Source organism: Eubacterium sp. (genome assembly GCF_057858645.1).
On sequence record NZ_DBLZZO010000004.1, the window covers coordinates 106,299 to 128,013 of the forward strand.

A 21,715-nucleotide genomic window follows, 5' to 3' on the forward strand; every position below is an offset into this window, starting at 1 on the left:
AAATACAACCAGTGTAAGGCTAAAAATAAATTTAACATAAAGATTTTGAAAAAGGAGGTCATATGATAAAAGCAGTAATTTTTGACCAGGACGGAGTATTAGTGGATAGCGAGCCTGTGTATATAAAATGTTTTAAGGATTTTTTAGATGCAAATGATATACATTTGGATTTGGAGGAGATATACACTCTGGCGGGCTGTTCAGGTGAAATGGAGAAAATTCTTTTGGCAAAATGGTGGAATCAGGCAAAGGGAGATAATCTGTCCCCACAGGAAGTTTACAAAATGTGCGAAAGATTTTGGGAGGTGACAGGAGCAGAAAAAAACTTTTCTTATAAAGACATTCCAAATCCTCATGTAAAAGAAGTTATTAGTACATTAAAGAAAGATGGCTATATTGTGGCAATAGCTTCGTCATCACCTATGGATAACATAAAACATGTGGCAAAAGAAATTGGGGTTAGCTCGTATATTGACCTAATTGTAAGTGGTCATATGTTTAAGGAGAGCAAGCCTAATCCGGAAATTTATAACTATACAGTTTCAAAACTGGGGTTAGACAAAGAGGAGTGTCTTGTGATTGAAGACTCAACTTATGGAATTCAGGCAGCAAAAGCAGCAGGCCTTGTTACAGTTGCAAAGAAAGACGATAGATTTTCTTATAATCAGTCACCGGCAGATTATAAGATTGATGATTTAATTGAAATTTTAGATATAGTAAAAATGAAAAATGAAAATAGTGTATAAAGATTTAATCTGCAAAAAATAATGAATAAAGAACTAATCTGCAAAAAAATATATATAAAGAAATAATGCATAAAAAATAGCATATAAAAAAGAACCAAGGGAATAACCATAACTAGAAAAAATTCCGGATATAGTTATTGCCGTGGTTCTTTTTTACTTTTATGAAACTATGAATATAGTTACAAAATTGTGTAGTTACTTAACATTTATTATTATTGAGTAATACACTGGTGTTATTTCAACAATGAAATTGAATGAGAAATTGTGCTTGCTCCGCTACCGGTTGTAGTAGTGTTAGCGTTGTTACAAATATAAATCTGATTACCATTTCCCATACCACCCTGGATAACCCAGTGCTTGCAGTTGCCATTCCATGACTTAATCCAACTTGTATTCGTTGAACATTTAATTCCAACTTCAGTGTTTAAATATTCAACAAGGTCTGATTTAGAATCAAAGCGACCAATATAGACAGCAACGTGTGTTGCCCGGCCACCTTTACTATAGGCAATGATATCTCCCGCATCTAATGAATCCATATCATTAGTAGAAGTAACAGCAGTGTGGGTTAAACCTGATGATTTAACAGGATATGTAGTGGATTTGACTTTTCCTGATTTCTTATAAGTGCTTTGTTTTAATGAATAAGTATAAGAAACTTTTGCGTAGCCGTTTTTCCAACTGTTAGCAGTAGGGCTGCCCTGTAATTTTAAATTAGTAACTTCCTTTGAAGTTTTAACTTTTGTGCCAGATGACTCAACATATTTTTTCACTAAAACATTACATGGATAATGTTTGTTTACATTATTGGTAATTAATTTCTTTAACTGTTTATTAAAGTTGATTTTCAGTTTCTTGTAAGATGTCTTGTATTTTACAGGCTTAGAAACTGAAGTATTAGTGTTTGTACTATATGTTTTTATTTTGTAATAATAAGTTGTGTTACTCTTTATACTTTTGTCTGTGTAACTTGTAGTTTTCTTACTTTTAATAGTTTTTACAGGCTTGTAGCCTTTTGATTTTTTTTTGCTTCGGTAAATTTTGTACTTTGAAACATTGACCTTTTTCCAAGTGATTTTGATTCCGGTTTTTGTATCGGAAATGCCTTTAACATAAGTTTTAGGGGCAAAGGTGTCATACGTATTAGTTGTAGTATTTTCATTAGTGGTTGCTTCAATGTTTGTGAGAGTTGTTGCTCCATTAGTATGGCTTGTAGCCGTTGCATTTTCGTTAATTAAAATATTTGTATTATTAGAATTGTCATTTGCTTTTGTAATTACACATGTCATAAGAACTAACGACATTGTTAGTGATGGTATGATATGTATTTTTCTGCTCATATTAATTCTTAACCTTCTTTCTTGAATGAATTAGCCATATACTAACACATACTTATTGCAAAATCAATACAAATATTACAAAAATATTACAAAATAGAATAAAAATGTTACAATGTAGCGAAAAACAAAGAAAATATAGGCTTAAAAATTACATTAGCAGGTCTTAATCCCCACAGCAATTCTCTTATAATGTTAAAAATAACCACATAAAAAAATTAAATTATGATATAATAAAACAAGAATTTGGTACGGATAAAAGACAAAATATACAATTTGTAAGGTTTATATACAATTGCCATAAATTGGAACTTGTATATAAAAAAGAGACAGACTATTATAAAATTTATAATGTAACTTTAGGAGGAGTATAAGCGAAGGTTTTTAGAAAGGAAGGGATAAGTATGATTAAAGAAACTATTGATGCTGTACGTGTAGCTGAAATGGAAGCTGAAAAGCAGATTCAGGTGGCAATGGACAACGCAGCAGGAAAGAAGGCAGAATTAGATTCAAGGAAAGCACAGTTTAGAAAAGAAAAACTAATGAAGGTTCAGGAAGAAGCTAAGAGGGCAATGGATGAGGTAGTTTCAGAATGTAACAACTATGATTTGGAAATGGACAAGGAAATCCAAATGAAGGTAATGGAACTTAGAGATTTGGCAAAAGAAAGGACGGACAACGCAATTAAAGCAGTAATACAGGCATTGGCTTAAAAGTTAGGAGGTATTATGGCAGTTTTAGAAATGCGCAAAATAAACATTTGTGCTTTAAAAAAGGATAGAAAGAAAATTCTTGAATTTTTACAGAGAAAAGGCTGTCTGGAAATACATGAAACTGAAAATAAAGACTCTGTTTTTCAAAAAGTAAATACAGCAACACAGATTTCGATTTTTCAAAGGAATGCGGCATTAGCGGAAAATGCACTTAACATTCTTGAAAAATTCTATCCGGAAAAAACATCAATGTTTTCAAGTTTAGAAGGAAAGAAAGAAATTGAAATAAGTGAATTTAAGAAGTCTACTGAAAATCAACAGGAAATAATGAATGTGGCAAAAGATATTATTCAGTTAAACAAAGCAGTAGATGAAAAGATTGCTGAAAAGGCGAGACGTTATGATGAAATAGAAGCCCTTAAGCCATGGGCAGAACTTGATGTTCCAATGAATTATAAAGGAACAAAGAAAACAGGATTTTTACTTGGAACTATTTTAGGAACTTATACGGAGAATCAATTGATTAACAGATTAGAGAGTTTGGAGGAATTGCCAAAATTAACATACGCTCAGATTTTAAGTTCAGATAAGTTTCAAACTTATATAGCAGTAGTATTTCTGAAACAGAATGAAGAAAAAACGGAGAAGGCACTTAGAGGTTTGGGCTTTAACAGACCCCCTATTATGACAAGCCATCTTCCAAAAGAATCGGTAAAAAAGAGAGAAAAAGTTATTACTATTCTTGATAATGAAATACAGGAAATCAAAAATAAAATAAAAGAATATAGTGAAAGAAGAATTGAACTAAAGGAAATTTCAGATTATTACACAATCAGAGCTGAAAAATATAGAGCTTTGGGAGAAATTCTTCAAACAAAACATACATTTTTTGTTACAGGTTTTATTCCAAAGAAAGAGATTGAAAGTTTAAGAATGAACTTGGAAAATGACTATACTGTGGCAATAGATGTGGAAGCACCAAAGGATAACGAAGATGTACCTGTTCTTTTATCTAACAGTAAAACAGCAGGAGCAGTTGAAGGAGTTGTAACTTCTTTTGGTTATCCAACAAAAACAGAAATTGATCCAACATTAATTACGGCATTTTTCTATTATTTCTTTTTTGGAATAATGTTAAGTGATGCAGCTTACGGCTTGCTTATGTTTCTTGGTTGTTTATGGGCGCTTAAAAAGTTTCCTAACATGGAAGAATCCATGGGGAAAACATTACGAATGTTTAAGAACTGTGGAATTTCAACTTTAATATGGGGCATACTTTTTGGTGGATATTTTGGTGATGCAATAACTGCTATTGGTAGCACCTTCTTTGGTGTAAAAATAACAATACCTGCATTGTGGTTTACTCCTATAGAGCAACCAATGAGAATGTTGATTTATTGCATGATTTTCGGAATTATACATTTGTTTGTTGGCCTTGGAATTAAAGGCTACATGATGATAAAGCAAAAAGATGTTATGTCATTTGTATGTGACGTAGTGCTTTGGTATGTATTTTTAATAGGCTTAATTTTATTGTTAGTGCCAACATCAATTTTTGCATCTCTTGCAGGAACAACAATAGTATTTCCGGCTTGGGCTAATATGCTGGCAAAGGTTATGGCTATTGGTGGCATGGTTGGAATACTTTTAATGGCAGGAAGAAGAACAAAGAACCCTGTTAAGAGATTACTACTTGGAGCATATAGTCTTTATGATACAACAAGCTGGCTTAGTGATTTGTTATCGTACTCAAGACTTTTGGCTTTGGGACTTGCGACAGGTGTAATTGCACAGGTTATTAATACAATGGCAGCCATGGGCGGCAAGTCGGTAGTTGGTGTGATAATGTTTATTGTTATTTTCATTATTGGTCACACATTTAATATGGCAATTAATTTATTAGGTGCTTATGTTCATACAAACAGACTTCAGTATGTGGAATTTTTCGGAAAATTCTTTGAAGGTGGAAGTAGAGAGTTTAAGCCATTTAAGGAAAATGCAAAATACGTGAAAGTAAAGGAGAATTAGTTATGGGAGAATTTTTTAATAATTTAGGTTTATTTTATGCTTTATTAGGAGCGGCTCTTGCAGTGCTAATGGCAGGTATGGGCTCAGCAATTGGAGTAGGTACGGCAGGTCAGGCGGCCTCAGGCGTTATGACAGAAGATCCATCAAAGTTTGCTAAAGTATTAGTAATGCAGTTACTACCTGGTACTCAGGGACTTTATGGTTTGTTAATTGGCTTCGTAACTTTATCAAAAATCGGAATTATCGGTGGAAATGCAGTAAGTATTTCAGCGTTACAGGGACTTGAAATTTTGGCAGCATGTTTACCAATTGCAATTGTTGGTCTTGTTTCTGGAAAACATCAGGGCAAAACAGCAGCCGCTAGTATTGGTATTATAGCAAAAAGACCGGAACAGTTTGCAAAGGCAATGCTTTTCCCTGCAATGGTTGAAACTTATGCAATTCTTGCATTACTTATTTCATTCCTTGCAATTAACGGTATCGCATTATAAAAATTACACATTAACATATTAGAGTAAATGGGAGAAGTGTATGAGTGGATTGAATAATATTATAAAAGAAATCCAGGCAAGTGCTAAAGAAGAAGCAGATGCTATTTTAAAAGAAGCAGATGATTTCTGTAATGCACAGATGGAAGAGGCAAAAATTGAGATTGAAAAAGAAATTAAGGGATTTGAAAAAAAATCTCTTGCCTCAAGAAAGTTATACAAAGAAAAAACAAAATCTTCTGCCGGTTTTAGAGAAAGAAATGCAATTCTAAATAATAAACAAAAATGTATAAACGATGTAATCGAAAGTGCAATTTGCAAAATAGAAAATTTAGACACAACAGAATATTTTGATTTTCTTGAAAAGTTATTTAATAAAAATGTGCAAAGTGGCACGGGTGTAATGTACATTAGCACAAGCGACAAAGACAGAATGCCTGAAGATTTTGTTAAGAAAATAGAGAAGATAGCAAAAGAAAAAAATGGCAGTATTACCATTGAAGATAGCAGGGACAATGTAGAAAACGGTTTTGTTCTTGTTTACGGAGACATTGAAGAAAACTGTCAGATTAAAGCTTTGTTTAATGGTCAGCTAGACAGGTTAAAAGACATAGCTAACAGAGAACTATTTGGATAGGAGAAAATATATTAGGAGGAAACACTATGGAAATGGATTATACCTACGGTGTTGCAAGAATACGAGCCCTTGAAAGTAGTTTGTTTGGCAATGACACAATACAGGCTTTGTTGAATTTGGAAACCTATGACCAGTGCATGACTTTTTTGAGAGACAAAGGTTGGGGAGACGGTCATTTAGATGAAACTTTGGAACATATGCTTAATGAAGAATCAGAGAAGACGAAAAGAGTTTTGGATGATTTGGTAAAAGATGAAAAAGTAGTTTCCATACTGACAATCAAGGATGAGTTCCACAATTTAAAGGCAGCAATAAAACAGGTTTGCACAGAAGATGAAACGGAAAATATTTTTATGGCAGGCTGTAAGATTGAACCTGAATTCTTAAAGGATGTAATTCGCCAGGGAGAATACGGCAAACTACCTGATAACATGGCAGGAGTTGCAAAAGAAGCAACTGAGATTCTTTTAAAATCAGGCAACGGTCAGTTGTGTGATGTGTTAATTGATAAGGTAACTTTAGAGGCTATAAAAAAGGCTGGCAATGAGTCTGATAATCAGTTAATTAGAAAATACGCAGATTCTCAGGTGACAATTGCTAATATCAAAATTGCCGTAAGATGTGCAGCAACAGGAAAGGACAGCGAGTTTGTAAAAAAATGCCTTGTTCCATGTAACGGAGTAAGCATAACTGATTTAATAAAAGCAGTTGACGGTGGCCTTGAAGGCGTTCTTGAATACTTGGAAAATTCAGGCTTTGGGGACCTTGCAATAGCACTAAAAAAATCAAAATCAGTTTTTGAATGTTGGTGCGATAACAAAATTATTGAAGATATAAAAAGTGAAAAATATAATTCTTTTTCCGTTGGTCCAATAGTTGCGTATGTTATTGCAAGAGAAAATGAAATTAAAACAGTGAAAATTATCATGTCAGGAAAGTTAAACGGTTTTGACAATGACTTTATAAAAGAAAGGGTAAGGGAAATGTATGCTTAAAGTAGCAGTAATGGGCGATTACGATAGTATATATGGTTTTCAGGCATTGGGGCTTGATATTTACCCGGTGGATGAAAAGGCAAAGGCGGAAGCAATACTTAAAAAGCTGGCAAATGGAAACTATCCGATAATATATATTACTGAATCGCTGGCGGAAGAAATAAAAAGTGAAATTGAAAAATTTAGTGAATTAGTTACTCCGGCAATTATTTTAATTCCGGGAGTTAAAGGCAACACAGGCGCAGGAGTTAAAGGAGTTAAGGATTCGGTAGAAAAGGCAATTGGCTCAGATATTGTTTTTGGAAAATAATATTTGAACCGGAAAGGACAGAATATGGAATATAGCAAGGGAGTAATCAGAAAAGTGGCAGGTCCATTGGTTATTGCTGATGGAATGCGTGATGCCAATATGTTTGATGTGGTTCGTGTTAGTGACAAAGAACTAATTGGTGAAATTATAGAAATGCATGGTGATCAGGCGTCAATACAGGTTTATGAAGAAACAGCAGGGCTTGGTCCCGGTGAACCTGTAGTTTCAACAGGAGCGCCTATGTCTGTAGAATTGGGACCCGGACTAATTGGAAGTATATATGATGGTATACAAAGACCGTTAGATGACATTATGAAAGTGTCAGGTAGCCTATTAGAAAGAGGAGTTCAGGTCCCATCTCTTAAACGTGAATTGAAATGGGATTTTGAGGCAACTGCAAAGGTTGGAGATGTAGTTGAAGAAGGAGATATTTTAGGTACAGTAAAAGAAACTCCTGTAGTTACACAGAAAATCATGGTTCCATACGGAGTAAAAGGTGAAGTAACAAGCATAAAGTCAGGAAATTATTTTGTTACAGATGTAGTTGCCACAATTAAAACTGAAAAAGGTGAGCAGAAAATTACATTAATGCAAAAATGGCCTGTACGAAAAGGCCGTCCATATAAGGAAAAGAAAAATCCTAACAAGCCATTAATTACAGGGCAGAGAGTTGTTGATACATTATTTCCTATAGCAAGAGGTGGTGTGGCAGCAGTTCCCGGACCTTTTGGTAGTGGTAAAACAGTAATCCAGCATCAGCTGGCAAAATGGGCAGAGGCAGACATTGTAGTTTACATTGGTTGCGGTGAGCGTGGAAATGAAATGACTGACGTACTTAATGAATTCCCTGAGTTAAAAGATCCAAAAACAGGTGAGTCGTTAATGGAACGTACAGTTTTAATTGCTAATACATCAGACATGCCTGTTGCAGCCAGAGAGGCTTCAATTTATACAGGTATAACAATTGCAGAATATTTTAGAGATATGGGATATTCAGTAGCCCTTATGGCTGATTCAACTTCAAGATGGGCAGAGGCTCTTCGTGAAATGTCAGGCCGACTTGAAGAAATGCCCGGTGAGGAAGGCTATCCTGCATACTTAGGAAGTAGACTTGCACAGTTTTATGAAAGAGCAGGTGACGTTGTAACACTTGGAAAAGAAGGCAGAGACGGAGCCTTGTCAGTTATTGGAGCCGTATCACCTCCAGGTGGTGATATTTCAGAACCGGTATCACAGGCTACACTTCGTATTGTAAAAGTATTCTGGGGACTTGATTCAGCCTTGGCTTACAAGAGACATTTCCCGGCAATTAACTGGCTTACAAGTTATTCACTTTATATTGACAGTATTGGTTCATGGTTTACGGAAAATGTTGATAAGGACTGGCTTATTTTAAGACAAAAGTTAATGACTTTACTTCAGGAAGAAGCAGAGTTGGAAGAAATAGTAAAAATGGTAGGTATGGATGCCTTGTCTGCACCTGACCGTTTGAAAATGGAAGCTGCCCGTTCCATAAGAGAGGATTATTTACATCAGAACTCGTTCCATGAAGTTGACACTTATACATCTTTGGAAAAACAGGACATGATGATGAAAATGGTTATGGGATTTTATGAGGAGGCAATGGATGCACTAAACAAAGGTGCAAATATAAATGACCTTATAAAAATGCCTGTAAGAGAAGCCATTGGTCGTTTTAAATATACACACGAAGATAATATTGAGAGTGAATTTGACAGAATTAATAATCAGTTATCTCTTGAAATCGCAAATGCTTTAAGTAAGGAGGAAGACTAATATGCCAAAGGAATATAGAACTATTCAGGAAGTTGCCGGCCCTTTAATGTTAGTTAGAGATGTTGAAGGGGTAACTTATGACGAATTAGGTGAAATTGAACTTGCAAACGGTGAAACCCGTCGTTGTAAAGTATTGGAAGTAAATGGAACTAACGCATTAGTTCAGTTGTTTGAAGCTTCTACAGGTATTAATCTTTCTAACAGTAAAGTAAGATTTCTTGGACGAAGCATGGAACTTGGAGTTTCAATGGATATGCTTGGTCGAGTATTTGACGGACTTGGAAATCCAATAGATAAAGGACCGGACATTCTACCTGATGAAAGAAAAGACATTAATGGTATTGCAATGAATCCGGCAGCAAGAAATTATCCGTCAGAATTTATTCAGACAGGTATTTCTGCAATTGATGGTTTGAACACATTGGTTAGAGGACAGAAACTACCAATTTTTTCAGCCTCAGGTTTGCCACATGCTAACCTGGCAGCGCAGATTGCAAAACAGGCAAAAGTTATAGGAACAGATGAACCTTTCGCAGTAGTTTTCGCAGCAGTTGGTATTACATTTGAAGAGTCAAATTATTTTGTAAACAGCTTTAAGGAAACAGGGGCAATTGACAGAACAGTAATGTTTATGAACCTGGCAAATGATCCGGCAGTTGAGCGTATTGCCACACCAAGAATGGCACTAACAGCAGCCGAATACTTAGCCTTTGAAAAAGACATGCATGTTCTTGTAATAATAACAGATATTACAAACTACGCTGATGCCTTAAGAGAAGTTTCAGCAGCAAGAAAAGAAGTTCCGGGACGTAGAGGTTATCCGGGATACATGTACACTGACCTGGCAACTTTATATGAACGCGCAGGAAGAAGAAAAGGCTCAAACGGTAGTATAACAATGATACCTATTTTAACAATGCCTGAAGATGACAAGACTCATCCAATCCCTGACTTAACAGGATATATCACAGAAGGTCAGATCATTTTAAGCAGAGAATTATATAGAAAAGGCATTACACCACCAATTGATGTTTTACCATCTCTATCAAGATTAAAAGACAAAGGTATTGGCGAAGGAAAAACAAGAGAAGATCACAGCAACGTAATGAACCAGTTATTCTCAGCTTATGCAAGAGGAAAAGATGCCAAAGAACTAATGACAATCTTAGGCGAGGCAGCTTTATCCGACATAGACTTAATATATGCCAAGTTTGCAGATGAGTTCGAGAAAAAATATGTATCACAAGGCTATGATACCAACAGAACCATAATAGAAACAATGGACATAGGTTGGGAACTATTATCAATGCTACCAAAATCAGAACTAAAACGAATAGACGACAAATATTTAGAAAAATACTACAAAGGTAACAAATAGAGAATGTAGAATAAAATCCAATCAAATCATATAACAATGATATTAAAAAGTATAAGCATGATTATTTTAAAACCAAATTAAATAGTTACGTTCAACAATATATTTTCAAGCAATATTCAAATTTAAAAGAAAGTGCTTGGAACCCGTCGGTTCATCAAGGCAGCAAAGTGGGCTTAATAGAACCGCTACCAGGTGGAAGCAGCGGGAGCGTGCTTTCGTTAAATTGAATATCGCTTGAAAAGGAATGTTGAATGAAGTAGCGGATTTTAAAGCGAGGTAGAGTATGGCAGGAACAAGAGTGAATCCAACCCGTATGGAACTAACAAAACAAAAAAAGAAACTTTTGTCAGCCACAAGAGGCCATAAACTTTTAAAAGATAAACGAGACGAACTTGTTCGTCAGTTTATGGATTTAATAAAAGAAAACATGGACTTAAGATTAAAGGTTGAAAAAGGATTAAAAGCTGCTAATATGGAATTTGCGATAGCAAGAGCGGGCATGAGTGAACAGGTGTTAAACACCGCATTAATGGCTACTGGGAAAACTTTAGAAATAAAGCAGCAGTTTAAAAACGTTATGAGTGTCGAAATTCCTGAATTTCAGACAAAAAATGATATTAAGGGAAATGACATTTACTCTTACGGATATGCTTTTACAGCAGGAGACTTAGACGATGCAGTATATTCATTATCTTCTGTGTTTGAAGATATGTTAAAACTTGCTCAGGTAGAAAAATCCTGTCAGCTAATGGCATCAGAAATAGAAAAAACGAGAAGAAGGGTAAATGCGCTTGAGCATGTAATAATTCCTGAAGCTTTGGACAATATAAAATATATAACAATGAAATTAGATGAAAATGAACGAAGCACACAAATTCGTCTAATGAAAGTTAAAGATATGATGATTGAAGAAAATATTCAGGAAAAAAGAAAAGAAAATTATGGGTAATGTTGCATTTGCAACATACAAAAAATAGAAAAATGTTATACTTTTCTTTATAAGGTTAAAGTAGTAATACCAGGGTTTAATCATCAGACAAAGTACAAATCTATGAAAGAGGCAGTAGGAGGCATATTATGAAGATTTTATTTTATGATGCAAAGAAGTATGACAAAGAGTCTTTTGACAAGGTAGCCGGAGAATATAAGAACATAGAAATAGAATACACAGATTCAGATATTTCGGAGGCAACTGCAAAATATGCAAAAGGGTTTGAAGGAGTTTGTGCATTTGTAAATTCTAATTTAAATGAAAATGTTATAAAAGCTTTGGCTGAAAATGGAGTTAAGTTGATTCTTCTAAGATGTGCAGGCTTTAATAATGTGGATATTAAGGCATGTAAACAGGCGGGTATAACAGTTTTAAGAGTGCCGGGATATTCGCCGGAGGCAATTGCTGAACACGCAATGGCTTTGGCTCTTGCATGTAACAGACATATTCATAAGGCATACATTAAGGTAAGAGAGAATAATTTTAGTCTGGTAGGATTAACAGGTGTTAATTTCCATAACAAGACAGCAGGTATAATCGGTACAGGAAAAATAGGTGCAGCAATGTGTCGTATATGCAAAGGTTTTGGCATGAAAGTTATTGCTTATGACATATATGAAAACCCTGACCTTGATTTTGTTGAGTATGTAACATTGGACGAACTGTTAGAGAGAAGTGATTTGATATCGCTCCACTGTCCTTTAACAGATGATTCTTACCATATGATAAACAAAAAGACAATTAAGAAAATGAAAAATAATGTTGTTTTAGTAAACACATCAAGAGGAGCCTTAATTGATACAGAAGACTTAATAAAGGGAATAAGAGAGCATAAATTCCACAGCGTAGGTTTGGATGTTTATGAGGAGGAAACGGACAATGTATTTGAAAACAGAGAAGATGATATTTTAGAGTCATCAATTACTTCAAGATTATTGTCTTTCCCAAATGTAATTGTAACTTCTCATCAGGCATTCCTAACAGATGAAGCATTAGAGGCAATTAGTTACACAACAATGGAGAATGCAAAATCTTTTATGGAAGGCAATTTAATTGAAAGTAACATTGTAAAATAGCATACACTTATAAAGAACCGGAGACGAGGATTAGCACTGTTTATTAAAAACAGAGCATCTGAAATCTCCAGTTTTTTATATTTAGATAAGGTGCATTTTTTTTAGAAAAGGGTATCATTTTTTAGCCAATAATGATAAAAACATTTTTATATGTTACTCTCTTTTTACGAAAGGGTTTTAGATTTTAGGAGGCATATAATGAGAAAAATAGTTTTGTTAGCAGCTTCAATGGTTGCAACACTTGCAATGTGTGTTGGTGTTTCAGCAGCAGACTCTGTACCATCAGATGTTAACTTAAATAATTTTAAGCTATCATGGTCAGATGAATTTGATGGAACTTCATTAAATGATGCTTATTGGACACCACAAATTGGGAACGGTATAGAATATGGAAACCGTGGCTGGGGAAACAATGAAAAAGAATACTACAAGGCAGAAAATGTTTCTGTCTCTAATGGAACTATGAAAATCAAAGCGCAAACTGAAAAAACAACAGCTAATGGAACCACATACAATTGGACATCGGCTAGAATTACGGGAACAGGAAAAGTTAATATTGGATTAGGGTATGTTGAAGCAAAAATAAAGATTCCATCATCAAAGGGAATTTGGCCGGCATTTTGGATGCTTGGAACTAATGGCAAGAATTGGCCTGCATGTGGTGAAATTGATATAATGGAAGCTTTCAATACAAGATCAGATATTCAATGTACAATTCATTATCCAAAATGGAATGGAGCTGATCAGTACATTTACACAAACAAAAATGTTGATAACAAAACAGAATGGCATACATATGGATGTTACAGAGATGGAAAGATTTGTGCTTTCTACATTGATGGTCAGTTGTTAAGTGTATATGGCACATGGACAGACAAGTATGTAAGAATAACAGATTTCAACGAAACATTCTCAACAGCAGATTTAAATACTGGCACTTATGCAGGAAAGAGAAGTGTTTTAAATGACGATTACTATTTATTGTTTAACGTAGCTTGTGGAGGTAATCTTGCACAGGGAAATCCACCTTATGATACAAGCTGGAACAGAACAATGGAAGTCGATTATGTAAGATACTACAAAGAAAAAAGTCCTGCAGAAATTGCCGCAGAAAAGAAAAAACAGGAAGAAGCAAACAAAAAGGCAAAAGAGCAGGCTGCAGCAGAGAAAGCTGCAAAGGCAAAACCTGCAAAGGCTTCAATTTCAATAAAAAATGTTAAAGGCAAAAAAGTTAAGGTAACAATCAAGAAAGTTAAAACTGCAAAGGGTTATATTGTTCGTACATGTGACAATAAGAAATTCCAGGGTTATGTAGATAAAAAGACAACAAAGACAAAAGTTACACTTAAAGGTTTTAGAAAAAAAGAAACATGCTATGTAAAGGTTAGAGCGTACAAGGTTTACAAGGGCAAGAAAATTTACGGCGCATGGTCAAAAGCAAAGAAGGTAAAGATTAAAAAATAAATCTTTTTCAGCTTAAAAGTTAATAATTGTATAAAAAGTAAATTTGAGTAAATCATAGAGAACTGCTACTAAGACATTTGAAAAATGTTTGGTGGTAGTTCTTTTTTTTTACATTCAAATATGGTAAAATGAGAAATTGATATAGGAGGCATAAAAATGGAAGAGAGTAAGAACATTGAACAGACAAATATTCCAAAAGACTTGGAGAAGAACCTATGGACATATGGTAGCCCTATTATTTTTCAGGAAGGAAAAATAACTCCGGGGGTAGATGAAGAATCAGTTTCTTTGACTTTGACATTTGCAAATATATTTCAGGAAACGATCAAAGAAATTAATTTAAGACTGATTGTTACAAATGAAAAAGGCGAAGAGGAAACAATAAATCAAAGTTATACTGATTTAGCTTTAGGTTATTTACAGTCAAAAGGAAATGATATATCAATTAAGCTTAACAAAAATACAAAGGATATTAAAATACAGATTGACAGAATTATTTTTGAAAACGGTGGCGTTTGGTCAAAGGAAGAATCTGTATGGGAAAGCACAGGCGAGGTTGATAATTTAGATATTTTTGCAAAAGCAAAACTTAAAGATTATGAAGACAATTATGTTATAGCAAAAGAAGATTTGGCAAAAGAAGACTACATTAACATGGGAAACGGCATTGAAATTCTAAAACGTATTTCATGGTATAAGGATTCAGCTAAGATTTTAAAAACATCTGAACAGAAATATCTTTTGTTAAAGAATGCAGAAGAAAGACGTCAGAGTGTGGAAAAGAAGAAAGCCCACAGAAGAAAATCTGTAAAGAAAAAATATGTCATTACAGGTGTAGTGGTTGTAGCGATTTTAGCGGCAGTAGGCGGTGGCTTTGCAGCATTTTCAGTACCTAATAACAAATACAAGGCAGCAAAGAAATTACTTGATAACAAGAAGTACGAACAGGCAGCTAAGTCATTTTCCGATTTGGATGGATTCTTAAAGAGTGAAGGATATTTGGCAGAAGCTTATTATAACTTAGGTCTTAAGGCTTTAGATTCAAAAGATGAAAACAAGGCAGAAGAATATTTTACAAAAAGTTATAAGACAGACAAGAGTTCAGAATACGGTAAAATGGCAGGAGCTTTTGTAGATTACTATGATGGAAATAAGGCACTTGAAAGCAAAGATTACGACAAGGCAATGAAGTTATTCCAAAATAGTGCCAATGTGGCATCAGATTTTACATTAGTAAATAAGGCAAGTGCCGGCATGGCAAAAGTATATTACTTAAAGCAGGATTATACTACCGCATGGAATACTATTAAGAATGTTTATGCAAAGGACAAGTCATACGCTAGTGAATATGGAACTTATGGTTATGCGTATGCCAAAACCTTAATTAATAATGGTAAGTCAGAGGAAGGTTTAAAACTTTACAACAGTATTTCAAAATTCACAAATGGAGCTAACTTAAGTGACTCAACTTATGCTCAGGCTGTGAAACTTGGAGAGAGTGGTAAGTATGACGAAGCTATGACAATGCTTAATTCAATTAAAGGCAATAACAAGAAGGCCGCAACTCTTTATAACCAAATGAAGAAGTTTAAACACAAAGTAAGATTTTGGACAGGAACATGGAAACATACAGGTACGGTAAATGGTGAGAAGAAGATTTTCAAAATTTATATTTCAACTGTATTGTTTAAAGGAGAACCTTGCTTAAGAATTAAGGATCAGAATAATAAGACATTAGGATATGATACTGTAATTAGTAGCAAAAATAAGGTTACACAGATAACAATAGGAACATACCAGTTACATTTCAAACTTAAGAAATATCATAACCAGAAAAATAATTATGTTTTAAAGGGTGGCAAGAAAATGTTAAGACAGCTTAGATACGGTGGTGTAACATACGAGACAAAGTTTAAAAAACTGGCAAAATAAAAAGTTCCCGGCATCTAAAAGGAGCTGCTAATGATTAATAGAATTTATAAAAAAGTAATAATAGCTTTGTTGGCGATTTCGCTGTCTTTAAGTGGGATTGTCAGTGCAGGAGCGGCTGAAAAAAAAGAACAATTTGCTGTGATACCGGCGCAGGAGAATGTTAAGCTTCTTGTTAATAACAAAAAGCAGTATTTAACAATTAATCAGGCAGGTGATGTGGCAAGAAAAAACGCCTTGCTTCACAATTCTAATATTCGGTTGTACATAAAAACAACTGAAAGCTCAGCCAATGTTGTTTTTGAAAAAATCCGTAAAAGAATGATAAGGGAAACAAGCGACAGCAACGGCGGAGACTACATGTATTGGAATTTTAAAAGCACTTCTGCAAAGTATTATTACAATACAGTAGTGAATGATGGAAAGAAATACTATTATTACGATTTTAGATTAAATATTAAATATAGAATTACTCTTAAACAACAAAACCAAGTTGATAAAAGAGTAAAATCTATTATAAAGAAATTAAAACTGAAAAAGAAAACCAGTGACTACAAAAAGGTAAAAAAAGTATATGATTATATTTGCAAAAGTGTAACCTATGCCCAAAATACAAGCAAAGGAATTAATTACACAGCCTATGCCGCATTGTTTAACAAGGAAGCTGTGTGTCAGGGATATGCCCTTTTGGCATACAAGTTCTTTAAAGAACTAGGACTTGAAACAAGATTAATTCCAGGGTATTCAAGTAATCAGCTTCATGGATGGAATATTGTAAAAGTTGGCAAATATTATTACAACATTGATTCTACATGGGATGCAACTTATTTGCAGAATAACTATAAATATCATTACTTTTTAAAAGGTGATAAGTTTAAGAATCATAAAAGATTTAAACAGTACAAAACGGATACTTTTTATGGCAAGTATTTAATGGCAGCCAATGCTTATGGAAGTGGCAAGGCGAAGATGTGTAAAAAAAGTCAGGTTTGCGAGTATGCAATGAAACAAGGTAAGGTTTTAAGTTTTACAGATAATACATTGAAATTTGAAAAACTTGCAAAAAAGTCAAAATACACAGTTGAATACTCAGTAAATAAAAAGTTCAAAAGTGGACAAACTGTTACTACAACAGGAAATACTGTTCAGTTAAATAATTTAGAAAACGATAAGGTATATTATGTACGTTACCGTGGAACAAAAAAAATCAAAGGCAAGTTAAGAAAAACGAACTGGTCAGATACTTTTGTTATCGAGAATTAGTACATAAATAGGAGGTACTCTTATGGACAAAGATAAAATGATAGAAGATATAGTGGCAATGCTTGATGGAAGCGTGAAAAAAGGCGATGGCCATATTAATGTGCAGGTAAACGAAGTGGAAGAAGATCCGAAGGAAATAAAAGAAGAAAAGTCAGTTACAAGAGGAAGTGCTGAAAATTCAATAAATCCAATGCCTTGTTGCATGCCAACAATAGAATTACCTGATGACGATAAAATGTAATTAGTTATTTTTAAGGCTTATTATTAGGATTTGTTCATAGAATGTGGATGTTCTAATAATAAGCCTTTTAGTTTAATATTAGAAGAATTAACCGGAAGGGATTAAGAAAAATAGAATTATATTTAGATGGAGATTTAAGATGAAGAATAAAGTAGTAAAATTTATTGTAAGATATGTTGTTATTACATTATCAGCAATTATGTATGGTTTGGGAATAGGACTTTTTCTAAATCCCAATCAGTTGGCACCTGGAGGAATTTCCGGTATAGCCATTATATTAAAAGAAGTATTTCCAATGCTGCCGGGAGTTGGTGTGTTAATTATTATAATTAACGTGCCAATAATGATTTTAGGGGCATGGAAATTTGGAAAGAAATTTATTTTATCAACCTTATATTCACTGATTGTTTCATCAGTTGCAATTGACGCGCTCCCTGCAATATTTAAAATTGACGCAATAACTAACGATTTAATGCTTGCTTCAGTTATTGGTGGTGCGTTGTTTGGTCTTGCAATGGGGGTGTTGTTCAGAATGGATACAACAACAGGTGGGCTTGATATTATTGTGAAAATTATCAAGCAGAAGCATCCACACATAAAAACAGGTCAGATATACATGATTATTGATGTGGCAATTTTAATTGCGTCAGCCATTGCTTTTAATAATGTGGAAGTTGCTCTTTTTGCAGCAATTGCAATTTATGTTTCTTCACTGGCAATGGATAAGGCAATTTATGTTGGTGACGAAGCAACACTTGTTTATATAATTAGTAAACAAAGAAAAATTATATCAGTAAGAATGCTTCAGGAATTAGACATAGGAGTAACAATGCTTCAGGGCATGGGTGCTTATACTAACAAATCAACAGAAATAATTATGTGCGTAATGAGAAAACAAATGTTAGTAAAAGTAAGAAATATTTTAAAAGAAGTTGATCCTGATGCATTTATGATAGTAACAACAGCTAATGAGGTATTTGGAGAAGGGTTCAAATCACAATTTACTAACGAAGTATAGAATGCATAAATACGCGACAAAAGTAAATTTTTATTAATTTACAAAAAGAGGATATTGTTTTAAAATAAACGGAAAGGTTATTAGACTAAGGAGAGGATAAAAATGGCAACTTTGAAAGATGTGGAGAGAATAGTTATAAAAGTGGGAACATCCACATTAGCACATGACACAGGAAAAGCTAATATAAGACAGATGAAGAAACTGGTGGCAGTTATTTCTGATATTGTTAATTCAGGCAAGCAGGTAGCATTAGTTACATCAGGAGCAATTGGAGTTGGTGCCGGTAAGCTTGGCTTAAAAGAGAGACCTAACACAACAGCAGGAAAGCAGGCAGCTGCTACAATAGGCCAGTGCGAATTAATGTTTATGTATGACAAGATGTTTGGAGAATATGGTCACACAATAGGACAGTTTTTAATTACCAAAAGAGATGTTGACAACTTAGAATGTAGAGAAAATCTTATAAATGCTTTTGAAGAAACATTTAACTTAGGTGCAATTCCTGTAATCAACGAAAATGACGCAGTTGCCATAGAGGAAATTGTATATGGTGACAATGATAGCTTGTCAGCCATAGTGGCAAAATTAATTGGAGCAGATGCACTTTTAATTTTAACTGACATTGATGGATTATATACAGGAAATCCTAACGAAGATGAATATGCAAGAATTATACCTGTAGTTACTGAAATTACAGATGAATTATATAAGATTGCAGGTGGAAAAGGTTCAAAATTTGGAACGGGAGGCATGGTTACTAAGTTACATGCGGCTGAAATTGCAACGGAAGCAGGCATTGACACAATTGTTTTAAATGGTGGTGATGCAGAGAATATTTACAGAGTGTTAGAAGGCCATCAGGCAGGAACATTTTTTGCAGCTAAAGAGAGTAAACAGTTGGAGCTTGAATAAATTTTACTTATGATAAAAGACATCAAGTTCACAAAATTTTAAATTTTAATTAATAAGGGTACATACAAATATATATTATAGTAGAGAAGTTACTAAGGAGTTTAATATGAAAAAATTGTTATTTGTAATTAATCCAAAAGCAGGATTAAAAAAGAACAAACACTTTATAGATGAGGCTGTGGAAATTTTTGAAAATGCAGGCTATAAGGTTGGTATTAAATTTACTAAAAAAAGATTAGATGGAACAAACATAGCAAAAGAATATAGCAAAAAAGCGGATTTGGTTGTCTGTATGGGTGGTGACGGAACTTTGAACGAAGTAATACAGGGTATTATTGAATCAGAAAGCGGTACACCTTTAGGCTATATACCGGCAGGCTCTACAAATGATTTTGCTACAAGCTTAGGCTTAAAGACGAGCCCAAAGGAAGCAGCAGAATATATTGTGAATGGAACAGCAAAACCATTAGATATGGGTATGTTTAACGGCCGTTATTTTGTTTACACAGCATCAGCCGGTATTTTTACAAAGACATCTTATTCAACTCCCCAGCAGATGAAAAACAGATTAGGGCATTTTGCTTATATTTTGCATGGAGCAAGAGAGTTGTTTCATATAAGAAGTCTTAAGCTAAAAATCGAGTTAGAAGACAAAACCTATGAAGGAAAATATATATTTGTGGCAATAAATAATGCGACCAAAGTTGGGGGCATTATGAAACTTGATGAAAATTTAGTAGAATTTAACGATGGGGTATTCGAACTTATGCTAGTTGAGTTTCCAAAGAATATTGCCGAATTTTGTCATTTAGTAGTAAAAATACTGACACAGAAATTTACAGGTAAAATAACTTTAGAACAAATAAAAAAAGCAAGAATTACAGACTCTACAGATATTGACTGGTCCTTAGACGGTGAAAAAGAAAATGGCCATGCAATAATAGACTTTAAAGTAATTCACGATGCAGTTAATTTTATATATTAAAAGAAGTAAGAGGGGTATTTATGACATTAAAAAAAGAAGATATTTATGAATTTACAGAAAAATACAGCAAAGTGTGCTTAGAAAACGATAGTGTAGACAAAGAATTATTTACAAAGTATGGTGTAAAAAGAGGTTTAAGAGACTTAAACGGAAAAGGTGTTTTAACAGGTATTACAAATATCTCAAGAATTGAGTCATCGAAAATTGTAGATGGTAAAAGTGTTCCGTGTCCCGGAAGTTTGTATTATAGAGGATACAACATTAAAGATTTAGTTAAGGGATTTATGGAAGAAGGAAGATATGGTTTTGAAGAAACAGCTTATTTGTTACTGTTTGGTAATTTACCAAATGAAGACGAGTTAAAGGAATTTAAGAAAATGTTAGCAGGCTGTAGAAGACTTCCAACTAACTTCGTAAGAGATGTTATTATGAAGGCACCAAGTTCAGATATTATGAACTCATTAACCAAGAGTATTCTTACATTGGCATCATACGATAAAAATGTCTCAGATACTTCATTAGAAAATGTTATTTTACAGTGTATTCAGTTAATTGCATTATTCCCAATGCTATCTGTATATGGATATCAGGCATATAATCATTATAAGAGAAACAAGAGTTTGTATATTCACAGACCAAAGCCGGAGCTTTCTACAAGTGAGAATTTGCTTAGAATTTTGAGACCTGACAAAAAATATACAGCCTTAGAGGCAAAAGTTTTAGATCTGGCGTTAGTTCTTCATATGGAACATGGTGGCGGAAACAACTCAACTTTTACAACAAGGGTAGTTACATCATCAGGTTCGGATACATATTCAACTATTGCAGCAGCCCTATCTTCTTTAAAGGGACCACGTCATGGTGGGGCTAATATAATGGTTGTTGAAATGTTTAAGGACATTAAGAAAAATGTATCTAACACAAAGGACGAAACAGAAGTTAAAGAATATTTAAGAAAAATACTTAATAAAGAAGCATTTAACAAAAAAGGTCTTATATATGGAATGGGCCATGCAGTATATTCAATTTCTGATCCAAGAGCTGAAATATTTAAGTCATTCGTTGAGAAACTTGCTAATGAAAAAGGTAGACAGAAAGATTTTGCTTTATATAGCATGATTGAACATTTAGCACCTGAAGTAATTGCTGAAGAAAGAAAAATGTACAAAGGTGTTAGTGCAAACGTAGACTTTTACAGTGGTTTGGTGTACAGTATGCTTGATATACCGGAAGAATTGTTTACACCTATGTTTGCCATTGCAAGAATCGTAGGTTGGAGTGCTCATCGTATAGAAGAGTTAGTTAATGCTGATAAGATTATGAGACCTGCTTATGTAAGCAACTGTGATTTCAATGAATATAAGAGTATTAGCGAAAGATAAATTGACAAAGTTTAAAGCCATGCTA

The 21,715-nt window shown here is 33.9% G+C and carries 20 protein-coding genes; 19 read left to right on the top strand and 1 reads right to left on the bottom strand.

What is annotated here, in order from left to right; all coding sequences use genetic code 11:
* Positions 1-62: 62 nt before the first annotated feature.
* Entirely contained in the window at positions 63-746 is a 684-nt protein-coding gene (locus ACZM4J_RS02545; protein ID WP_022165525.1) for an HAD family hydrolase, read from the top strand.
* Between the two features lie 233 nt (positions 747-979).
* On the opposite strand, the gene ACZM4J_RS02550 is transcribed toward ACZM4J_RS02545, so the two are convergent.
* On the bottom strand, positions 980-2,086 hold the full coding sequence (locus tag ACZM4J_RS02550) for a fibronectin type III domain-containing protein (protein ID WP_489485553.1): 1,107 nt from the start codon (positions 2,084-2,086) through the stop codon (positions 980-982).
* A 401-nt stretch (positions 2,087-2,487) separates the two neighbouring features.
* Between ACZM4J_RS02550 and ACZM4J_RS02555 the strand changes: the two genes are divergently transcribed.
* The 18 genes from ACZM4J_RS02555 (at position 2,488) to ACZM4J_RS02640 (ending at position 21,690) form a co-directional block, all read left to right on the top strand.
* On the top strand, positions 2,488-2,796 hold the full coding sequence (locus ACZM4J_RS02555; protein WP_022165523.1) for a hypothetical protein: 309 nt from the start codon (positions 2,488-2,490) through the stop codon (positions 2,794-2,796).
* A 447-nt stretch (positions 2,797-3,243) separates the two neighbouring features.
* Complete coding sequence (locus ACZM4J_RS02560; RefSeq protein WP_489485565.1) at positions 3,244-4,824, top strand: V-type ATP synthase subunit I; 1,581 nt, start codon at positions 3,244-3,246, stop codon at positions 4,822-4,824.
* A gap of 2 nt (positions 4,825-4,826) precedes the next feature.
* A complete protein-coding gene (locus ACZM4J_RS02565; protein ID WP_022165521.1) occupies positions 4,827-5,315 on the top strand; it encodes a V-type ATP synthase subunit K in 489 nt (162 codons plus the stop codon).
* Positions 5,316-5,355: 40 nt separating this feature from the next.
* Positions 5,356-5,949: a V-type ATP synthase subunit E gene (locus tag ACZM4J_RS02570; RefSeq protein WP_022165520.1), complete on the top strand. Its 594-nt coding sequence runs from the start codon at positions 5,356-5,358 to the stop codon at positions 5,947-5,949.
* 26 nt (positions 5,950-5,975) lie between these two features.
* Positions 5,976-6,944, top strand: a complete 969-nt coding sequence (locus ACZM4J_RS02575) for a V-type ATPase subunit (protein WP_022165519.1) — start codon at positions 5,976-5,978, stop codon at positions 6,942-6,944.
* Entirely contained in the window at positions 6,937-7,254 is a 318-nt protein-coding gene (locus tag ACZM4J_RS02580; RefSeq protein ID WP_022165518.1) for a V-type ATP synthase subunit F, read from the top strand. Before ACZM4J_RS02575 ends, ACZM4J_RS02580 begins: the two co-directional genes overlap by 8 nt.
* A gap of 24 nt (positions 7,255-7,278) precedes the next feature.
* A complete protein-coding gene (locus tag ACZM4J_RS02585; protein WP_022165517.1) occupies positions 7,279-9,051 on the top strand; it encodes a V-type ATP synthase subunit A in 1,773 nt (590 codons plus the stop codon).
* A 1-nt stretch (position 9,052) separates the two neighbouring features.
* Positions 9,053-10,429 (top strand): V-type ATP synthase subunit B, encoded by a 1,377-nt coding sequence (locus tag ACZM4J_RS02590; protein ID WP_117998584.1) that lies wholly within the window; start codon positions 9,053-9,055, stop codon positions 10,427-10,429.
* Positions 10,430-10,712: 283 nt separating this feature from the next.
* Complete coding sequence (locus ACZM4J_RS02595; RefSeq protein ID WP_302689442.1) at positions 10,713-11,378, top strand: V-type ATP synthase subunit D; 666 nt, start codon at positions 10,713-10,715, stop codon at positions 11,376-11,378.
* A 128-nt stretch (positions 11,379-11,506) separates the two neighbouring features.
* Positions 11,507-12,496 carry a 2-hydroxyacid dehydrogenase gene (locus tag ACZM4J_RS02600; protein WP_302689443.1) on the top strand — a complete coding sequence of 330 codons (990 nt, stop codon included), beginning with the start codon at positions 11,507-11,509 and terminating at the stop codon, positions 12,494-12,496.
* A 198-nt stretch (positions 12,497-12,694) separates the two neighbouring features.
* Positions 12,695-13,960, top strand: coding sequence for a glycoside hydrolase family 16 protein (locus ACZM4J_RS02605; RefSeq protein WP_489485555.1), 1,266 nt, complete (start codon positions 12,695-12,697; stop codon positions 13,958-13,960).
* Between the two features lie 156 nt (positions 13,961-14,116).
* On the top strand, positions 14,117-15,892 hold the full coding sequence (locus tag ACZM4J_RS02610) for a tetratricopeptide repeat protein (protein ID WP_489485557.1): 1,776 nt from the start codon (positions 14,117-14,119) through the stop codon (positions 15,890-15,892).
* Between the two features lie 30 nt (positions 15,893-15,922).
* Entirely contained in the window at positions 15,923-17,152 is a 1,230-nt protein-coding gene (locus ACZM4J_RS02615; protein WP_489485558.1) for a transglutaminase domain-containing protein, read from the top strand.
* Between the two features lie 22 nt (positions 17,153-17,174).
* Positions 17,175-17,393 (top strand): hypothetical protein, encoded by a 219-nt coding sequence (locus ACZM4J_RS02620; protein ID WP_022165511.1) that lies wholly within the window; start codon positions 17,175-17,177, stop codon positions 17,391-17,393.
* A 139-nt stretch (positions 17,394-17,532) separates the two neighbouring features.
* Complete coding sequence (locus tag ACZM4J_RS02625; RefSeq protein ID WP_428244893.1) at positions 17,533-18,411, top strand: YitT family protein; 879 nt, start codon at positions 17,533-17,535, stop codon at positions 18,409-18,411.
* Positions 18,412-18,513: 102 nt separating this feature from the next.
* Complete coding sequence (gene proB, locus ACZM4J_RS02630) at positions 18,514-19,323, top strand: glutamate 5-kinase (RefSeq protein ID WP_022165508.1); 810 nt, start codon at positions 18,514-18,516, stop codon at positions 19,321-19,323.
* Between the two features lie 106 nt (positions 19,324-19,429).
* On the top strand, positions 19,430-20,308 hold the full coding sequence (locus tag ACZM4J_RS02635) for a diacylglycerol/lipid kinase family protein (RefSeq protein WP_022165507.1): 879 nt from the start codon (positions 19,430-19,432) through the stop codon (positions 20,306-20,308).
* 20 nt (positions 20,309-20,328) lie between these two features.
* Positions 20,329-21,690, top strand: coding sequence for a citrate/2-methylcitrate synthase (locus tag ACZM4J_RS02640; RefSeq protein ID WP_412621809.1), 1,362 nt, complete (start codon positions 20,329-20,331; stop codon positions 21,688-21,690).
* Positions 21,691-21,715 lie beyond the last annotated feature (25 nt).

Coding starts and splice junctions, on each gene's coding strand:
- ACZM4J_RS02545 (WP_022165525.1), top strand. CDS start 63: ATGATAAAAGCAGTAATTTTTGACCAGGACGGAGTATTAGTGGATAGC.
- ACZM4J_RS02550 (WP_489485553.1), bottom strand. CDS start 2,086: ATGAGCAGAAAAATACATATCATACCATCACTAACAATGTCGTTAGTT.
- ACZM4J_RS02555 (WP_022165523.1), top strand. CDS start 2,488: ATGATTAAAGAAACTATTGATGCTGTACGTGTAGCTGAAATGGAAGCT.
- ACZM4J_RS02560 (WP_489485565.1), top strand. CDS start 3,244: ATGAATTATAAAGGAACAAAGAAAACAGGATTTTTACTTGGAACTATT.
- ACZM4J_RS02565 (WP_022165521.1), top strand. CDS start 4,827: ATGGGAGAATTTTTTAATAATTTAGGTTTATTTTATGCTTTATTAGGA.
- ACZM4J_RS02570 (WP_022165520.1), top strand. CDS start 5,356: ATGAGTGGATTGAATAATATTATAAAAGAAATCCAGGCAAGTGCTAAA.
- ACZM4J_RS02575 (WP_022165519.1), top strand. CDS start 5,976: ATGGAAATGGATTATACCTACGGTGTTGCAAGAATACGAGCCCTTGAA.
- ACZM4J_RS02580 (WP_022165518.1), top strand. CDS start 6,937: ATGCTTAAAGTAGCAGTAATGGGCGATTACGATAGTATATATGGTTTT.
- ACZM4J_RS02585 (WP_022165517.1), top strand. CDS start 7,279: ATGGAATATAGCAAGGGAGTAATCAGAAAAGTGGCAGGTCCATTGGTT.
- ACZM4J_RS02590 (WP_117998584.1), top strand. CDS start 9,053: ATGCCAAAGGAATATAGAACTATTCAGGAAGTTGCCGGCCCTTTAATG.
- ACZM4J_RS02595 (WP_302689442.1), top strand. CDS start 10,713: ATGGCAGGAACAAGAGTGAATCCAACCCGTATGGAACTAACAAAACAA.
- ACZM4J_RS02600 (WP_302689443.1), top strand. CDS start 11,507: ATGAAGATTTTATTTTATGATGCAAAGAAGTATGACAAAGAGTCTTTT.
- ACZM4J_RS02605 (WP_489485555.1), top strand. CDS start 12,695: ATGAGAAAAATAGTTTTGTTAGCAGCTTCAATGGTTGCAACACTTGCA.
- ACZM4J_RS02610 (WP_489485557.1), top strand. CDS start 14,117: ATGGAAGAGAGTAAGAACATTGAACAGACAAATATTCCAAAAGACTTG.
- ACZM4J_RS02615 (WP_489485558.1), top strand. CDS start 15,923: ATGATTAATAGAATTTATAAAAAAGTAATAATAGCTTTGTTGGCGATT.
- ACZM4J_RS02620 (WP_022165511.1), top strand. CDS start 17,175: ATGGACAAAGATAAAATGATAGAAGATATAGTGGCAATGCTTGATGGA.
- ACZM4J_RS02625 (WP_428244893.1), top strand. CDS start 17,533: ATGAAGAATAAAGTAGTAAAATTTATTGTAAGATATGTTGTTATTACA.
- proB (WP_022165508.1), top strand. CDS start 18,514: ATGGCAACTTTGAAAGATGTGGAGAGAATAGTTATAAAAGTGGGAACA.
- ACZM4J_RS02635 (WP_022165507.1), top strand. CDS start 19,430: ATGAAAAAATTGTTATTTGTAATTAATCCAAAAGCAGGATTAAAAAAG.
- ACZM4J_RS02640 (WP_412621809.1), top strand. CDS start 20,329: ATGACATTAAAAAAAGAAGATATTTATGAATTTACAGAAAAATACAGC.